The sequence below is a fragment of the Staphylococcus cornubiensis genome (genome assembly GCF_900183575.1).
Lineage (GTDB): Bacteria > Bacillota > Bacilli > Staphylococcales > Staphylococcaceae > Staphylococcus > Staphylococcus cornubiensis.
In genome coordinates this window covers 458821-474666 of record NZ_FXUZ01000001.1, presented here as the reverse complement: position 1 = coordinate 474666, position 15846 = coordinate 458821, and the positions used below count along the sequence as shown (strand labels likewise).

12 protein-coding genes are annotated in these 15846 nt (G+C 37.1%); 8 read left to right on the top strand and 4 right to left on the bottom strand.

What is annotated here, in order from left to right; genetic code table 11:
- Window positions 1-4: 4 nt before the first annotated feature.
- Window positions 5-2518, top strand: a complete 2514-nt coding sequence (gene mprF, locus CCE82_RS02405; RefSeq protein ID WP_086427835.1) for a bifunctional lysylphosphatidylglycerol flippase/synthetase MprF — start codon at window positions 5-7, stop codon at window positions 2516-2518.
- 1255 nt (window positions 2519-3773) lie between these two features.
- On the opposite strand, the gene msrA is transcribed toward mprF, so the two are convergent.
- A complete protein-coding gene (msrA, locus tag CCE82_RS02400; protein ID WP_086427834.1) occupies window positions 3774-4292 on the bottom strand; it encodes a peptide-methionine (S)-S-oxide reductase MsrA in 519 nt (172 codons plus the stop codon).
- Between the two features lie 138 nt (window positions 4293-4430).
- Between msrA and CCE82_RS02395 the strand changes: the two genes are divergently transcribed.
- A complete protein-coding gene (locus CCE82_RS02395) occupies window positions 4431-5402 on the top strand; it encodes an LCP family protein (protein ID WP_086427833.1) in 972 nt (323 codons plus the stop codon).
- Window positions 5403-5539: 137 nt separating this feature from the next.
- Here the strand turns inward: CCE82_RS02395 and CCE82_RS02390 are convergent, their stop codons facing one another.
- Window positions 5540-5725: a 2-hydroxymuconate tautomerase gene (locus tag CCE82_RS02390; protein ID WP_015729095.1), complete on the bottom strand. Its 186-nt coding sequence runs from the start codon at window positions 5723-5725 to the stop codon at window positions 5540-5542.
- Window positions 5726-5840: 115 nt separating this feature from the next.
- Between CCE82_RS02390 and CCE82_RS02385 the strand changes: the two genes are divergently transcribed.
- Both CCE82_RS02385 and CCE82_RS02380 read left to right on the top strand, forming a co-directional pair.
- Entirely contained in the window at window positions 5841-6248 is a 408-nt protein-coding gene (locus tag CCE82_RS02385; protein ID WP_086427832.1) for a sporulation protein, read from the top strand.
- Window positions 6249-6422: 174 nt separating this feature from the next.
- On the top strand, window positions 6423-7685 hold the full coding sequence (locus CCE82_RS02380) for a Y-family DNA polymerase (RefSeq protein WP_086427831.1): 1263 nt from the start codon (window positions 6423-6425) through the stop codon (window positions 7683-7685).
- Between the two features lie 136 nt (window positions 7686-7821).
- Here the strand turns inward: CCE82_RS02380 and CCE82_RS02375 are convergent, their stop codons facing one another.
- Window positions 7822-8913, bottom strand: coding sequence for a prephenate dehydrogenase (locus tag CCE82_RS02375; RefSeq protein WP_086427830.1), 1092 nt, complete (start codon window positions 8911-8913; stop codon window positions 7822-7824).
- Window positions 8914-9054: 141 nt separating this feature from the next.
- Here CCE82_RS02375 and CCE82_RS02370 point away from each other — a divergent pair, with 141 nt between their 5' ends.
- The 3 genes from CCE82_RS02370 (at window position 9055) to CCE82_RS02360 (ending at window position 12852) form a co-directional block, all read left to right on the top strand.
- Complete coding sequence (locus tag CCE82_RS02370) at window positions 9055-10089, top strand: M42 family metallopeptidase (RefSeq protein ID WP_086427829.1); 1035 nt, start codon at window positions 9055-9057, stop codon at window positions 10087-10089.
- Between the two features lie 207 nt (window positions 10090-10296).
- Entirely contained in the window at window positions 10297-11562 is a 1266-nt protein-coding gene (locus tag CCE82_RS02365) for an aminoacyltransferase (RefSeq protein ID WP_086427828.1), read from the top strand.
- Between the two features lie 30 nt (window positions 11563-11592).
- Window positions 11593-12852 (top strand): aminoacyltransferase, encoded by a 1260-nt coding sequence (locus tag CCE82_RS02360; RefSeq protein WP_086427827.1) that lies wholly within the window; start codon window positions 11593-11595, stop codon window positions 12850-12852.
- A 678-nt stretch (window positions 12853-13530) separates the two neighbouring features.
- On the opposite strand, the gene CCE82_RS02355 is transcribed toward CCE82_RS02360, so the two are convergent.
- On the bottom strand, window positions 13531-13857 hold the full coding sequence (locus CCE82_RS02355; RefSeq protein WP_086427826.1) for a hypothetical protein: 327 nt from the start codon (window positions 13855-13857) through the stop codon (window positions 13531-13533).
- 130 nt (window positions 13858-13987) lie between these two features.
- Here CCE82_RS02355 and pepF point away from each other — a divergent pair, with 130 nt between their 5' ends.
- On the top strand, window positions 13988-15790 hold the full coding sequence (gene pepF / locus CCE82_RS02350; RefSeq protein ID WP_086427825.1) for an oligoendopeptidase F: 1803 nt from the start codon (window positions 13988-13990) through the stop codon (window positions 15788-15790).
- Window positions 15791-15846 lie beyond the last annotated feature (56 nt).

The following is a 15846-nucleotide window of genomic DNA, read 5'->3' as shown; positions in this document are numbered from 1 at the left end:
ATTCATGACAAAACAGCATTTGTTAAAATACTTCAAAGTCGCGTTCATTCTGTTTTTGATTGTAACGATTTCTATCGTATTAGGACGAGAATTAGCGCATATTGATTTTAAACGTGTTTTCCTTTTATTTAATCAAATTAGTCGAATGGAAACGTTCAGCCTCTTTTTACTCGGGGGGAGTTCAGTGATTTTATTATCACTCTACGATGTCATTTTAACGGCACGCTTTAAATTAGCATTATCAAAGTTTAAAGCATTACGTGTCGGTTATATTATCAATTCGTTCAACAATATTATCGGTTTTGGCGGTTTTATTGGTGCGAGCGTCAGAATGTGGTTTTATGGGAGTTATACGACAGAACGTAAAAAACTCGTAAAATTTATTTCGTACATGTTGACATCGATGTTAACAGGTTTGAGTTTTTTATCGTTACTGATTGTGACGCACGTGTTAGATGTTAGCTTTTTAAATCGCACATCGGTATGGTTTACTGTTTTTCTTTATATTGTGGCATTTTTATTACCTGTTTTTATTATTATTTCATGGGTATCACCAGTTGATCGTTCGGCGCGTTGGCTAGGTTCAGTCTTTACCATCGTATCGAGTATGGAATGGTTGCTTGCGAGTATCGTACTGTACTGTGCATTTACACTTGTAGGGGTGAATGTATCTTTTCCAATCGTGTTAAGTATTTTCATCGTTGCAGCGATTTCAGGGCTGTTATCGTTTATTCCTGGAGGCTTTGGGGCATTTGACCTCATTGTATTACTTGGGTTACAACAGCTCGGTGTGGCAGAAGAAAAAGTGGTTTTAGGCTTGTTACTTTATCGTTTTGCTTATTATTTCTTCCCGCTACTCATTGCGCTTGTGTTAACGGTATTCGAATTTGGTACTGTGGCACGTAAATATATGCTCGAATCCAAATACTTTTTACCTGCTAAAGAATTATCTGGTTTCATAAAGTCGTTCCAAAAAGATTTGGTCGGATTAGTGCCATCTATCGCTTTAAGTATATTGGTCTTTATGATGAGCCTGATTTTATTGCTCAACAATTTTTCAATTATATTTGATGCAGCCAACAAGAAGCATCATTTATTGTTTACGTTGTTGTATATATTTAACGTCAGTGCAAGCTTGATTTTATTACTGAATTTACGTGGTATTGTGGCACGAAGTAAACGCGCGATTTTATTTGCGATTGTTGCCATGGTGATCTTGTTACTGTCTAATTTCTACGTTTACGGTCTGTCATTGTTAGTCGTTATCATCGTGTTGATTTTAGCTGCATTGATTTTTGCTTATCGTAAATCACGTGTATTGAAACGACCGATACGGATGAAAAGTATGTTAGCCATGGTCGTCATTAGCGTCATTTTACTGTATTTCAACCAAATACTCGTTCGTGAGTTTTTATTGGCGCTCGATGTTTTACCGCCTAAAGTGGATTTCTTCTTGTTACGTTCGACATTTTGGTTATCCATTATCGGTATGACAATTTTAGTTGTTGTGCTCATCTATATCTTTGAATGGAATTATCGTCGTCCTAGAGAGTTGCACGACAGACAAATCGCAAGTGATATTTTAAAGCAGCATGGGGGACATCTCCTTAGTCACTTGCTGTATAGTGATGACAAGCTCGTATTTGTGAACCAACAAAAAACAGCTTTTGTGATGTATCGTCACGATCGAAGTTCATTTATTGTCCTTGGTGATCCGGTCGGCGAAACTTCAGATTTCTATTCATTGTTGACCGAGTTTTATGAGTATGCGACTTATTTAGGTGGCGACGTCATATTTTATCAAGTTTCGAAAGATTATTTGACGTTATATCATGACTTCGGTAACCAGTTCTTTAAATTGGGTGAAGAAGCGCTCATTCCAGTATCTGACTTTACTGTTGCCGGGAAGAAGCGTCGAGGTTTTCGTGCCACATTGAATAAATTGGAGTCGTTAGGTTATCAATTTGAAATACTTGATACACCGTTAGATGAAGCGACATACGAACGCTTACATGAAATTAGCCGTGAGTGGTTAGGTAAACAGCAAGAGTTTTATTTCTCAGTCGGTCGCTTTACCCCTTCTTATGTCAATGCTGCACCGGTTGCAGTGTTGAAAAATGAAGACGGTCGTATTGATGCGTTTTGTACATTGATGCCGGTTGAAGGTTCGACCACGATTTCTGTTGACTTAATTCGTTGGGATAAGTCGTTAGGATTACCATTTATGGATGCACTTTATTTGCACATGATTTTATGGGCACAAGCAGAAGGTTACGAACGCTTTAATATGGGAATGGCCACACTGTCAAATGTCGGTCAAGTGCCATATGGTCATTTGAGAGAAAAGTTTGCTGGGCGCTTTTACGAACATTTTAATGGTTTGTATAGCTTCCAAGGCTTACGTCAATATAAAAGTAAGTTTCATCCGGAATGGGAATCACGCTTTTTAATTTATCATCGAGGTCAAAGCGCATGGGAAAGTTTGTTGAAAGTAACGCGTGTCATTCGTAAAAAATAAAGAAATATATGATTGGGGGATAGGGAGATAAAATTTTTGATTGTCTTATCCTGATATATTTTAATCAAATCGTTCTGATTGATAACTTTTTAAAATTCCACAATTGCCGTCATGGACTCGTGTTCTTAGGGGACTTGCCTCAACTCAATTCGTCTTGATTAAAGTGTACATCTGGAATGAAGCCGAATTGGATTTTGTGAGCAGTACAGAAATCTGATGTGCAACAAAGATTTCGTAGTACTTTCCTCGCAAGGCTGACTCGACTTCTCAAAAGTGAACGCATTGAGAAGTCAGACAGCTACTGCGTTACACAATAGCCCCTATCAAAGTTAAAAGACGACGTTTTGTTTTCAACTTCATCCCTCAGGAGTTTCGTCTATTATAGCAATTTGAATTTAAATGCTACGAATCAATGAGACAAGTTGATAAGATGAAAAATCAAAAATTTTAATTCCCATTCACCTTAATTCATTTTACATTTCCATATTTTAATTTTCGTTCATCATAGCAGAAGGGCTGGGAAACTCATTGTATCCCGGCCCCATATCCTATTGATGGACTTATATCCATTATTAATGATAAGATCGTCGAAAAATGCGGATGACTGGGACGTAAAAATTGGATGCTATGGGTTGTCTTCATTGCATAAACTTGCCCTAAGTGACTGTATTTGATGTAAGATTGCCCAGAAGGCTGAGACTCCCGAGGGATCAGACGCAGTCGAAAATCCGCCAACGCTACATGTATGTCATCATTTAACCAAGCGTTGGCTAGTTGAGACAAGTCCCCTGGGAACGCGAAGCCATAAGGGCAATCAAATATCACAAATCTTAGGGAGGGCAAGTTAAACAAAATACTGCATCCATAGCATCAAAAATGATGATGTCCCTCCCTTTCATCAAAATTCTTGTAGTGATAGTATGAGTTTGTTCATTTGATAGGGGGAAAATCGTTTTAAGCAAGATGGCGCGCATATTGAAAGTGAATGTACAAAGTTATATGATAAAGATGAATTTATTGAAACAAGTAAAAGGATAAAGGGTAAAAGGAACGTTCAATAATGGTGTATCCATAGTGGGCTTCAGCAGTAGATGTCATATGCATTGAAACATATGAGGAAGGGACAAGAGAATACATCAAAATGCATCTTTTCCGCTTTCAAATATTGAAGGGCAAGATACTTTTTAATAGGGGAGATAAAAATTTATAAAAAGACTGGAAACTTTGGTAAGCTTCCAGTCTATTTATGATTACCCTATTGAATGTCGTGTTCTTTAGCGTATGCTTCACGTTCTGCTTCTTGTTGCGCGAAACGTTCAGGTTGTTTTTTATAAAAGTCTTGGTGGTATGCCTCTGCTTCGTAAAATTCTGAAGCTGGTAAAATCTTTGTCACAATCGCTTTATCGTGATTGAGCGTGCCCTCTAATGAAGCAACATAAGATTCAGCTACTTGACGTTGATCTTCATTAGTGTAAAAAATTGCAGTACGATATTGTGAACCGCGGTCTTGGAATTGACCCCCGTCATCTGTCGGATCGATGACTGAGAAGAAGATTTCTAGCAATTTTTGGTAAGAAAAAAGGGCGACATCGTATTCAATTTTTACAGTTTCATAGTGACCTGTTTCGCCTGATTTCACTTGCTCATATGTGGGATGATCCACGTGGCCCCCCATATAACCGGACCGCACCTTTTCAATGCCTTCGTTTTGATCGAAAGGCTGAGTCATACACCAAAAACAACCGCCTGCGAAATATGCTGTGTTGATATTCATCTAAACATCCTTCCCTATATGAGACCTTGGTACCATTTTTATTGTTTTTACTTGATTTTTAAAATAAATTTATATAACGTTAGTGTGTATTTATTATAATACATAAATACCTAATTTTGAAGATATAAGGTTGATAAGATGAGAGAAAACAATTTTAATCGTAGCGCCTCAAACTCTTCTGAGAAAACATTGAAACGTAGAAAAAAGAGAAAGATACGAAAGTTACCTTTTATTATTTTGGCGTTGATCCTTATCATTCTTGTTTTTGTCATGTATTCTATTTCAAGTTACAAATCCGGACTTGAAGTAGCTAAGGACAAGCATCAAGCTCCAAAGTTACACAAATTCAATGGCGCATCTAAAAATGATGGTAAAGCAACAGTACTTATTTTAGGTGCTGACCGTGAAGATGGTGGTGTATCACGTACGGACTCTATTATGGTCGCGCAATATGACTATATTAAGAAAGACATGAAAATCGTCTCTGTCATGCGTGATATTTATGCGGATATTCCTGGATACAATAGTTATAAAATTAATGCGGCTTATTCGTTAGGTGGCCCTGAGTTACTGCGAAAAACGTTAAAGTCGAATTTAGGAATTGATCCAGAGTATTATGCCACTTTAGATTTTAAAGGCTTTGAAGCAATGATTGATGAACTCGCGCCAAAAGGTGTACCGATTGATGTAGAAAAAGATATGTCCGAAAAAATTGGAGTATCTTTGAAAAAAGGGTATCATCGCTTAAATGGTAAAGAGTTACTCGGTTATGCGCGTTTCCGTAATGACCCAGAAGGTGATTTTGGACGTGTACGAAGACAACAACAAGTCATGACTGCATTAAAGCAACAACTGGTTCAGCCTTCATCTATTTTCAAAGCACCGAAACTTGCAGGGATTATGCGAGGTTATGTGAGTACCGATATGCCGGATTCAGCAATATATCAAACAGGATTCAGCTTTATCGTACGAGGAGATAAAGATATTAAAACCCTCAGTGTACCCGTAAAAGGCAGCTATGAAAATATTACGACCAATGATGGGGGTTCAGCTTTAGGCATTGATAAAGCTGAAAATAAAAAGAGAATTCAAGCCTTTTTGGAAGATTAAAGCATAATAAAAAGCGAGTCTGAGACAAACACCTCAGGCTCGCTTTTTACGTTGTAGGACGTACTTGTTAGCATCACTTTATAGATTGTTGAACCGATTGCCCCTCACAATCTTTAAAAATGAAGTTGTATTCATTTTTATTGGTCAGATTTACGTACGCCAGCGACACCGTAATGTTCTTTTTTCATTTCTTGGATGACTACAGAAATGGCACTACGGTCTGCGTTTGTTGTGCTTTCTACGGCATCTGTTACTTCTTTAACTAAGTTTTTTAATTGTTCGTCACTACGACCTTCTAATAATTGAACTGTTACTATTGGCATAGTTCTAACCTCCCTCACCAGTTGTCTTTTTATTATAACATTTTTGTTCATAGTTGCACGATAGAATCCTTACCCGGTATGATAAGGGTAACGAAAATAAAGATGGAGGGTTATTATGGGTTTTGACAACGTATTAACATCTTTAGGCATCAATGGTATGAAAGTTTTTATCCGATTAGAGCAACAGACGTTTGATGTGTCCGATGCGATTGCCGGAACAATCCATTTAAAAGCGGATCAAAGTGATCAAAAAGTCAATTACATCGTTTTAACAATGCTTGAAAAATACGAGAACGATGACGAAACGAGTGATTTTTCGGTGATTTCACATGAATTGAATCGTTTTGAGATTGATGAAGCTTTCACAATTGATGTCGGTGAAGAAAAAGAAATCCCCTTTAAATTCCACCCAGATACATTAAATTTTAAATCTGATAAAAGTCATGTTTATCTCAATACACATGTCTATATTGGTTATGGTGTTGACGAGGAAACTGAAGCAGTCATTCCATATCGTCGTTAAATGAATCATCATAAGGTAGGTGCGGTCGTATATTGACGTATCTACCTTTTTTAATGTGCAATGACAGTGCCTATTTTAGTCTAAAAAGGGAACGTACATTCTTTTTATCTTGATTATAGAACGTGTGTTCGTGTATACTAAAAACATGAGCTTGATAAGTAAGGGTGAAATGTGATGTATGATTATCATTTATTAGAAGATAGGGACATTTTATGTATTGATCAGAAAAGTTTTTTTGCGAGTGTATCATGTATTGAGAAAGGGCTCGATCCATTGACGACGAAACTCGCAGTCGTTGCAGATACAAAAAGACAAGGTTCTGTTGTACTTGCTGCGACACCGCCTTTAAAAGCGATGGGGATTCAGACAGGTTCGCGCTTGTTTGAGATTCCGCATCATAGTGACATTTATATTATTAATCCAAGTATGCGTCGCTATTTAGAAGTATCGCTTAAAATTTCTGAAATTGCACTCCGGTACGTGCCACCTGAAGATTTACATCAATATAGTATTGATGAGTTTTTTATGGATGTGACGAAAAGTTATTACCGCTTCAATACGACGTTACAGACGTTTTGTGAGCGACTGATTAAAGAAATTTATGATGAGACTAAAGTGCATTGTGCGATAGGGATTGGCTCAAATATGTTGTTAAGTAAATTAGCGTTAGATCACGAGGCGAAAAAGATTCCGGGCTACGTTGCAGAGTGGCGTTATCAAGATGTACCTGACAAAGTATGGGAAATTACGCCGCTCAGTTCATTTTGGGGGATTGGCAAAAAGACCGAGAAGAAATTAAATAAAAGAGGGATATTTAAAATCGGTCAGCTGGCACAGTATCCTTATGAATATTTGAAGAGGGACTTTGGTGTTCTTGGTGTGGATTGGCATCTCCATGCACATGGGATTGATCAAAGTCGTATGAATGAGACGTATCAAATTATTAATCCTTCGATATGTAAAAGTCAAATTTTGTTGCGTGATTATACGTACCGTGAAGCGCATGTTGTGATGCAAGAGCTGATTGAAGATGTGGCGCAACGTCTGAGAGCGCGTCAGCAAATTGCGCGGACGATTCATTTTTCTATGGGCTATAAAGAAGGCGGTCATGTGACGAAGCAGTATACGTTACATGCTGGGACGAATTTAGATCAAGATATTTATCGAGAGGTGAAGCGGCTAGCGGATATGCATTGTGACCAGGGGGCGTTGTACCGGACACTCAGTGTATCACTCACACAATTGATGAATGAAAATGAACGGAATTTAGATTTGTTTACAGATGAATTTCAACGGTTGCGTCAAGAGAAATTAGCGAAAACAATCGATGCGTTACAAGTGAAATATGGGAGAGGTGTCGTATCAAGGGCGATTTCCCTTACTGATGCAGGTACGAAATATGGCCGTTTAGGATTAATGGCAGGTCATCAAATGTAAAAGTGATTTTGACATTGTCATAGTGCGATATAGAACATACTAAGATGAGCTGTGAAGAAATTTATGACGATAGACTTCTTCACAGCTATTTTTAAGTTCCTATTCCATTGCTTATATAATGATGAAACACAAAAAATCAACTTAAATACGTATCAAAATCAGCGAGTGCTGTTATCGCAGCGTCACGATCTTCAGCTTTTTTAAAACTAATGCGTAAAGCACCATAAATATCTTCACGCACTTCTAAAATACGAAGGTTACGTATAGAAATTTGATGATGACTGAGTATTTCTGTCACTTTCGAAATCATCCCCGGCTTATCAGGAATATCAACATAAAGATCATACGTACTTTGCATCGCACCTTTACCTCGAACAGGAAGGGCATCTCGGTATGTTTTAGCTTGATCGAAAAATTGATATAACGCATCCTCATGACCTTGTTCAAGCATCGCCACAGTTTGCGTGAGCTGTTGTTGAAGTTGCTTAAGCGATGAAACGATATGCGCTTTATTTTCAATTGAAATGTCGCGCCACATCTCAGGATTACTGCTAGCGACACGTGTAATATCTCTAAAGCCACCTGCAGCTAAATCTTGAATTAACGGTGCGTCTGTTGCGTAAAAGGCATTCAAATGAACGAGACTCGAAGCAATAAGGTGAGGCACATGACTTACGACCCCTGTAATTTGATCATGTTCGTCCGCGGTTAAATGAATAAAGCGTGCGCGCGTCGGTGTAAGCAGTTGTTCGATATGTTGTGCGGCAGCTTGGTTTTCATTTAAGTGATGGACGAGGATGTAGTAAGCATTTTCAAAGAGGTGCTTTTTCGCATTGAGCACGCCTGATTTATGACTGCCTGCCATGGGATGTCCACCGACGAGATGAATATCTGCCTGGAGTAATTCTTTTTCAAATGCTTGGATTGTAGATTTTGTACTCCCTGTATCCGTCACAATTAAACCGGGTTTCGTCTTTAACTGCGTGAGTTGACTTAAATATTGCACAGTCGTTTGTACTGGTGTAGCAAAAATAACGATATCTGCCTCTTGTAAAGTCCTTGTGTAATCTGTAGTCGCATGGTCAATAATTCCAATGGACAATGCACGCTCAAGTTGTACTTCATGTGCATCATAAGCAGAAATCGTGATGTTTGGATGAAAATATTTAATATTGCTTGCTAAACTCCCCCCTATTAAGCCTAAGCCGACAAAAAATACGTGGGTCATGATAACACCGCCTCTATTTTTATAAATATGGCATAGTTTAACATTTTAACGCGTTTAATTGCAATAGTGATTATATGAATACGTGAGATTTTACAGAATCATCGGTACAATAGAGATAAAGATAAAAGGGAGGACGTTACAATGAATGAACCTGTGATTGAAACATTAACAGCACTCACTGCAATCGATAGCCCATCTGGGAATGCGGACCGTGCGATATCCTATGTGAAAGAAACTGTGGAAGCATATGGTTATGAAACACAGTTGACGCGAAAAGGCGGTTTATTAATCGAAGTGAAGGGCGACGATGATGCGCAGAAAAAATGTATTACAGCGCATGTCGATACGTTAGGCGCTATGGTGAAAGAAATTTTAGAGGATGGACGGCTTCGTTTAGCGTTAATTGGGGGCTTTCGATATAACACAATTGAAGGTGAATATTGTACGATTGAAACCGCAACAGGTCAGACGTACCGAGGGACTATACTTTTACATGAAACTTCGCCACACGTCTATGCTAACAATCACGAAATTCCTCGTGATCAAGCGCATATTGAAGTGCGTATTGATGAAAAAGTGACAACAGCAGCTGAAACACGTGCTTTAGGTATTGAAGTTGGCGATTTTGTCAGTTTTGATCCGCGTACAGAAGTTACGTCATCGGGTTTTATTAAATCGCGTCATTTAGATGATAAAGTAAGTGTTGCGGTCATTATAGAATTTTTAAAGCAGTATCGTCAGCGTGAGGAACGTTTACCGCATACGATTCAATTTTATATTTCGAATAATGAAGAAATCGGCTACGGGGCAAACTCAAGCATCGATCCGAAAGTAGTCGAGTTCATTGCATTTGATATGGGTGCGCTAGGAGATGGTCAATCGTCTGATGAATATACAGTGTCGATTTGTGCACAAGACGCTTCAGGGCCTTATCATAAACAGTTACGTCATCACCTCGTATCGTTATGTCAAGAACACAACATCCCATATAAAGTGGACATTTATCCATTTTATGCTTCAGATGCTTCAGCGGCGTTAAAAGCAGGTGCAGATGTAAAGCACGGTCTATTCGGAGCAGGTATTGAGTCTTCTCATGCAATGGAACGGACACATTTAGACTCAATTAAAGCAGCACAAGCCTTATTAGAAGTATACTGCTTTTCAAAATTAGTGTAATCTCATCACATCGTGTCGGGTAATTGTAACGCAATACGTTAACATGTTGGCGAATTATAACGCAATACGTTAAAATGTAGAAAGACTATAAGGGTGCATATGACGGAAATGAATAAAGATCGTATGTCTTTTAAAGATAAAGAAATAAGGGTATATCAGAAAAGGTAATATCGCTAAAAGATATAAAGAGAAATAGGAGTATTAAAAATGAAGTTTACAAATTTAACGACGGCAGAATTCGGTGCGTTCACTGATAACATGCCATATAGCCATTTTACGCAAATGGTAGGGAACTACGAGCTAAAAGTGGCAGAAGGTGTAGAGACACATCTTGTCGGTATTAAAGATAATCAAAACCATGTATTAGCCGCGTGTTTATTAACTGCAGTACCAGTCATGAAAGTTTTTAAATATTTTTATACGAATCGCGGACCAGTCATTGATTATGATAACCAAGAACTCGTTCATTTCTTCTTTAACGAGTTAGCTCAATATGTTAAAAAATACAATGCGTTATATTTAAGAGTTGATCCTTACTTGCCGATGTTAAAACGTAATCATGATGGCGAAGTGATTGAACGTTTTCAAAATGATTGGTTCTTTGAAAAGATGGCACAACTCGGTTTTGAACATGAAGGGTTTACGACAGGCTTTGACACCGTGAGACAAATTCGTTTCCATTCTGTATTAGATGTGGAAAATAAAACAGCGAAAGATATACTGAACAATATGGATAGTTTGAGGAAGCGTAATACGAAAAAAGTGCAGAAAAATGGTGTGAAGGTGCGCTTTTTAGATGAGAGTGACTTACATATTTTCCGTTCGTTCATGGAAGATACATCAGAAACAAAAGACTTTGTGGATCGCGAAGATGACTTTTACTATCACCGTCTGAAACACTATAAAGACCGTGTTCTTGTGCCTTTAGCTTACATTGATTTTACAACGTATATACCAGAACTTAAATCTGAAGCACAAGATTTCCACAAACAAATTGCTAAAACTGAAAAAGAACTTGAAAAACGTCCGGATAATCAAAAAGCCATCAATAAAAAGAAAAATTTAACACAACAGTTAGAAGCGAATCAAGCTAAAATTCAAGAAGCGGAAAAATTACAAGCAGAACATGGTGACACGTTACCGATATCAGCAGGTTTCTTTATTATTAATCCATTTGAAGTCGTATATTATGCAGGCGGTACAGCAAATGAATTTCGTCATTTTGCAGGAAGTTATGCCGTTCAGTGGGAAATGATTAACTATGCGATTGAACATAATATTCCGCGCTACAACTTTTATGGTATTAGTGGTCACTTTACTGAAGATGCAGAAGATGCAGGTGTGGTCAAGTTCAAAAAAGGTTATAACGCAGATGTCATTGAGTACGTAGGTGATTTTATTAAACCAATTCAAAAACCGGTCTATAAGATTTATACGACATTGAAACAACTTAAAGAGAAGATTAAAAGATAAGATAGAGTGAAGAGAAGGGGATTTATTGGTATGAAATTTACAGAATTGACAGTTGAAGAATACGACCAATTTGTTCAAAATCCTGCTTTAGAAAGTCATTATTTTCAAGTAAAGGAAAATATTGCAACACGAGAAGCAGATGATTTTCAAGTAGTACTGTTAGGTGTGAAAGATGACAACAATCAAGTTTTAGCAGCGAGCTTATTTTCCAAAATTCCAACAGCAGGAAGTTATGTGTATTATTCGAATCGCGGTCCGGTTATGGATTATAGTGATTTAGGATTAGCGGACTTTTATTTAAAAGAGCTAGACCAATATTTAAATAGAAATAAATGTTTGTACGTTAAAATGGACCCGTATTGGATTTATCAAGTATATGACAAAGATATTAATCCGATTGGTGATCAAGCGCCGAACGACAAACTTGTACAATTGTTTAAATCACATGGTTACCGTCATCATGGCTTTACGACGTCATATGATACGTCTAGCCAAGTAAGATGGATGGGTGTGCTGAATTTAAAAGACCAAACGCCACAAACGCTGAAGAAACAATTCGACAGCCAGCGTAAACGAAATATTAATAAAGCGGCGAATTTTGGTGTAAAAGTGAGATTTCTTGAAGCGGATGAATTCGATCAATTTTTAGAATTGTATCGTGAAACTGAAGAACGAACAGGATTTGTGTCTAAAACAGATGAATATTTCAAAAACTTTATAGACACATACGGCCATAAAGCATTAGTGCCGTTAGCATATATCGACCTTGATGAGTATATTACATCATTACAAGAAAGTTTAAATGATAAAGAAACGCGCCGTGACCAGATGATGGCGAATGAAAATAAATCAGATAAGCAAATTAAGAAAATTGCAGAGCTAGATAAACAAATTGATCATGATCAAAAAGAGATGTTGAAAGCGAGCGAATTGCGAAAAACAGATGGTTCTGTTTTAAATTTGGCGTCAGGCGTTTATTTTGCAAATGCTTATGAAATTAATTACTTCTCTGGTGGCTCAAGTGAGAAATACAATCATTTTATGGGACCATATGCCATGCATTGGTTCATGATTAATTACTGTTTTGATCATGGTTACGAGCGTTATAACTTTTACGGTTTATCAGGTGATTTTACAGAGAACAGTGAAGATTATGGAGTTTATCGCTTTAAACGTGGATTTGGTGTGCAAATTGAAGAACTCATCGGTGATTTTTACAAACCAATCCATAAGGTGAAGTATTTCGTATTTGATTTGTTAAACCGACTACGCACAAAAATTAAACGATAAAATAACGACAAAAAGCCAGTACTTTGTGAAATGCAAAGCTACCGGCTTTTTATTTTGGCTACATATTGCTCGATTTGATGCTTTTAAAGACATTTTAAGTGAAAAGTGGTGAAAATATTATTTAACTATATTTATGTTATGTAAACCTAATAGATAATTGAAGGTTAAAAACCAGTTATTTAAGGGGGTCGCTTGAGCAAACATTTCGAAGTGTTTTTAATGGTTTGGATTCCTTTACGTGCACCTGTAATGGTATATAACAAGATATTAAATCATCATTTGATAGTATGGCTTTAAATTTTTGAGCTCATATGAATGATTTCGTTACTGACATCTAACTTCATATAGATACAATGTAAACTGTTTTATATACATTTTTTATCATTAACCGGCAATGCGCTATGGAACGTTTGTAAGTCGTAAATTGATGAGTAGCCAATAAGTATGAGCAAAATGACGTACATATATCATACAGATCACGCAGTTGTTGATACTTATGTACATATCTATAGTTAAAGGTTAAATATAGATGATTGAGCTGCTTATTTTTAAATGCGGTTTTTAGTTTACATAATATATATTATAGGAAGTTGCGTATACTTAACGATTCAGAACCTCTTACATCACTATATCAATAAAAACCCAATGATTTAAGTATCACTGGGTTGAAATAATTCATCAATATGGACGATGTTGTTGTTCAAAGCGTGCGCGTTCTTTTTCGTATTTTTTCTGTTGACGTTTTTTACGCCAGTCACGTGTAATAAACCATAATATGAGACTTAACATTAAGCTCAATATTGCGACGAATGCTGCATAGCCCAATAAAGGTTCATAACGAATCGGTTTAAAGTTCGGCAAAATAAATGCTAAAGCGCCTAGTACAATGAACATAATGATTGCTGTAATAAACCATCTATTAAGGACAAGTGTACAAAACAATGTTAAAACAACCATAATGAGAAGTGTTATCCATAGATAATTTGGCATGTCTAAAATGGCCATGTATGAACCTCCTTCTTGTATTTAGCATTCATTATACTAGATTTTTGATTGGTCTGGTAATGATTTTAAATGCGAAAATATGTTAAAAAACGTTATAATGGGATTATATAATTTCTAAGGAGGGTTTATTATGTCACAAAAACTACCACATCGTTCAGAGGTTGCTACAGCAGAGACTTGGGATTTGACTGATTTATATCCTAATTCGGAAAGTTATGAGCAAGCATTAAAATCATTACCACAAGAAGCACAAGCATTTAAAGCGCAATACGAAAATCAACTGAATACTGTAGCGAATATCGAAAAAGCATTAAATACATATTCTCATTTGCTTATTGAATTAGAGCGTGCCGGGAATTATGCGGAATTATTGCATAGCGTAGATACATCAGACTCTGAAAGACAACGTTTAAACGCCCTATTTTCAACACAATACGGCAAAGTTTTAAGCCAATTGACGTTTGTTGAATCAGAATTATTAAGTCTAGACGACGCTATCATGCAACAAGCGATTTCAGAGTTGAATTACGGCTATTATTTAACACAATTACAAAAGAAAAAGCCACATCAACTCCATCCTAAAGCTGAAGAAGCACTCGCAAGTATGGCGACAGCTTTAGATGTACCGTACGATATTTATGGTGTCACTAAGATGTTAGATATTGATTTTGGTACATTTGAAGTCAACGGCAAAACACATGACATGGATTATACAACGTTTGAAGGCTATTACGAAGATCATGACGATACAGCGCTTCGTCGTGCAAGTTTCCGTCATTTTAGTGATACGATTAAAAAGTACGAACATACGACTGCGGCAGTGTATAATGCACAAGTTCAGCGTGAAAAGCTTGAGGCGGATTTGCGTGGCTATGATTCTGTCATTGAATATTTACTAGAAGAACAAGATGTGACTTTAGAGATGTATCACCGTCAAATTGATCTCATTATGTCTGATTTAGCGCCAATTATGCGTCGATATGCGAAACTCATTCAACAAGCAAACAATTTAGATGAAATGAGATTTGAAGACTTAAAAATATCAATCGACCCTACTTTTGAACCAGAAATCACGATTGAAGAGTCTAAAAAGTACATTTTTGGTGCGTTAGACGTATTAGGTCCAGATTATGTTGAAATGTTGAAACAAGCTTATGAAGAACGTTGGATTGACTTCCCTCAAAATAAAGGAAAAGAAACAGGTGCTTATTGCGCAAGTCCGTACGCATCACATAGCTACATCTTTATTTCGTGGACAGGTAAAATGACTGAAGCGTTCGTATTAGCCCATGAACTTGGACATGCTGGACACTTTACATTTGCTCAAAAACATCAAAATTACTTACAATCTGAGGCGTCAATGTATTTTGTCGAAGCCCCATCAACAATGAATGAAATGTTAATGCTCAATTACTTATTTAAAAACAGTAATGATGCACGATTCAAACGTTGGGCCATCGCATCTATTATTTCACGTACGTACTATCACAATATGGTCACACACTTACTTGAAGCAGCTTACCAACGTGAAGTGTATCAACGTGTCGATCAAGGCGAATCATTAAGTGCCCCTACTTTAAATGCGATTAAACGTGATGTCATCGCGCAATTCTGGGGTGACACAGTGACATTAACAGAAGGTGCAGAATTAACTTGGATGCGTCAACCACATTACTATATGGGCTTATACTCTTACACATATTCTGCCGGTTTAACAATTGGTACGATCATGGCGCAACGTATTAAAAATGAAGGTGAGCCTGCAGTTCAAGATTGGTTGAATACATTAAGTGCAGGTGGTAGTAAATCCCCTGTTGAATTAGCACAACTTGCAGGTATTGATGTCACAACGGATCAACCATTGAAAGATACTATTGCTTACATTGGCCAATTGGTGGATGAATTAGAGTCATTAACGACAGAAATTGAATAAGTCATATAAATTAAAAAGAACCCCTCATTGCGTGTTTGTTTGCAATGAGGGGGTTT

Bases quoted from the DNA above. Each gene is read 5' to 3' on its own strand.
- CCE82_RS02370 (WP_086427829.1), top strand. From the start codon at position 9,055: ATGAATGAACCTGTGATTGAAACATTAACAGCACTCACTGCAATCGAT.
- CCE82_RS02360 (WP_086427827.1), top strand. From the start codon at position 11,593: ATGAAATTTACAGAATTGACAGTTGAAGAATACGACCAATTTGTTCAA.
- mprF (WP_086427835.1), top strand. From the start codon at position 5: ATGACAAAACAGCATTTGTTAAAATACTTCAAAGTCGCGTTCATTCTG.
- CCE82_RS02385 (WP_086427832.1), top strand. From the start codon at position 5,841: ATGGGTTTTGACAACGTATTAACATCTTTAGGCATCAATGGTATGAAA.
- CCE82_RS02365 (WP_086427828.1), top strand. From the start codon at position 10,297: ATGAAGTTTACAAATTTAACGACGGCAGAATTCGGTGCGTTCACTGAT.
- CCE82_RS02395 (WP_086427833.1), top strand. From the start codon at position 4,431: ATGAGAGAAAACAATTTTAATCGTAGCGCCTCAAACTCTTCTGAGAAA.
- CCE82_RS02380 (WP_086427831.1), top strand. From the start codon at position 6,423: ATGTATGATTATCATTTATTAGAAGATAGGGACATTTTATGTATTGAT.
- pepF (WP_086427825.1), top strand. From the start codon at position 13,988: ATGTCACAAAAACTACCACATCGTTCAGAGGTTGCTACAGCAGAGACT.
- msrA (WP_086427834.1), bottom strand. From the start codon at position 4,292: ATGAATATCAACACAGCATATTTCGCAGGCGGTTGTTTTTGGTGTATG.
- CCE82_RS02390 (WP_015729095.1), bottom strand. From the start codon at position 5,725: ATGCCAATAGTAACAGTTCAATTATTAGAAGGTCGTAGTGACGAACAA.
- CCE82_RS02355 (WP_086427826.1), bottom strand. From the start codon at position 13,857: ATGGCCATTTTAGACATGCCAAATTATCTATGGATAACACTTCTCATT.
- CCE82_RS02375 (WP_086427830.1), bottom strand. From the start codon at position 8,913: ATGACCCACGTATTTTTTGTCGGCTTAGGCTTAATAGGGGGGAGTTTA.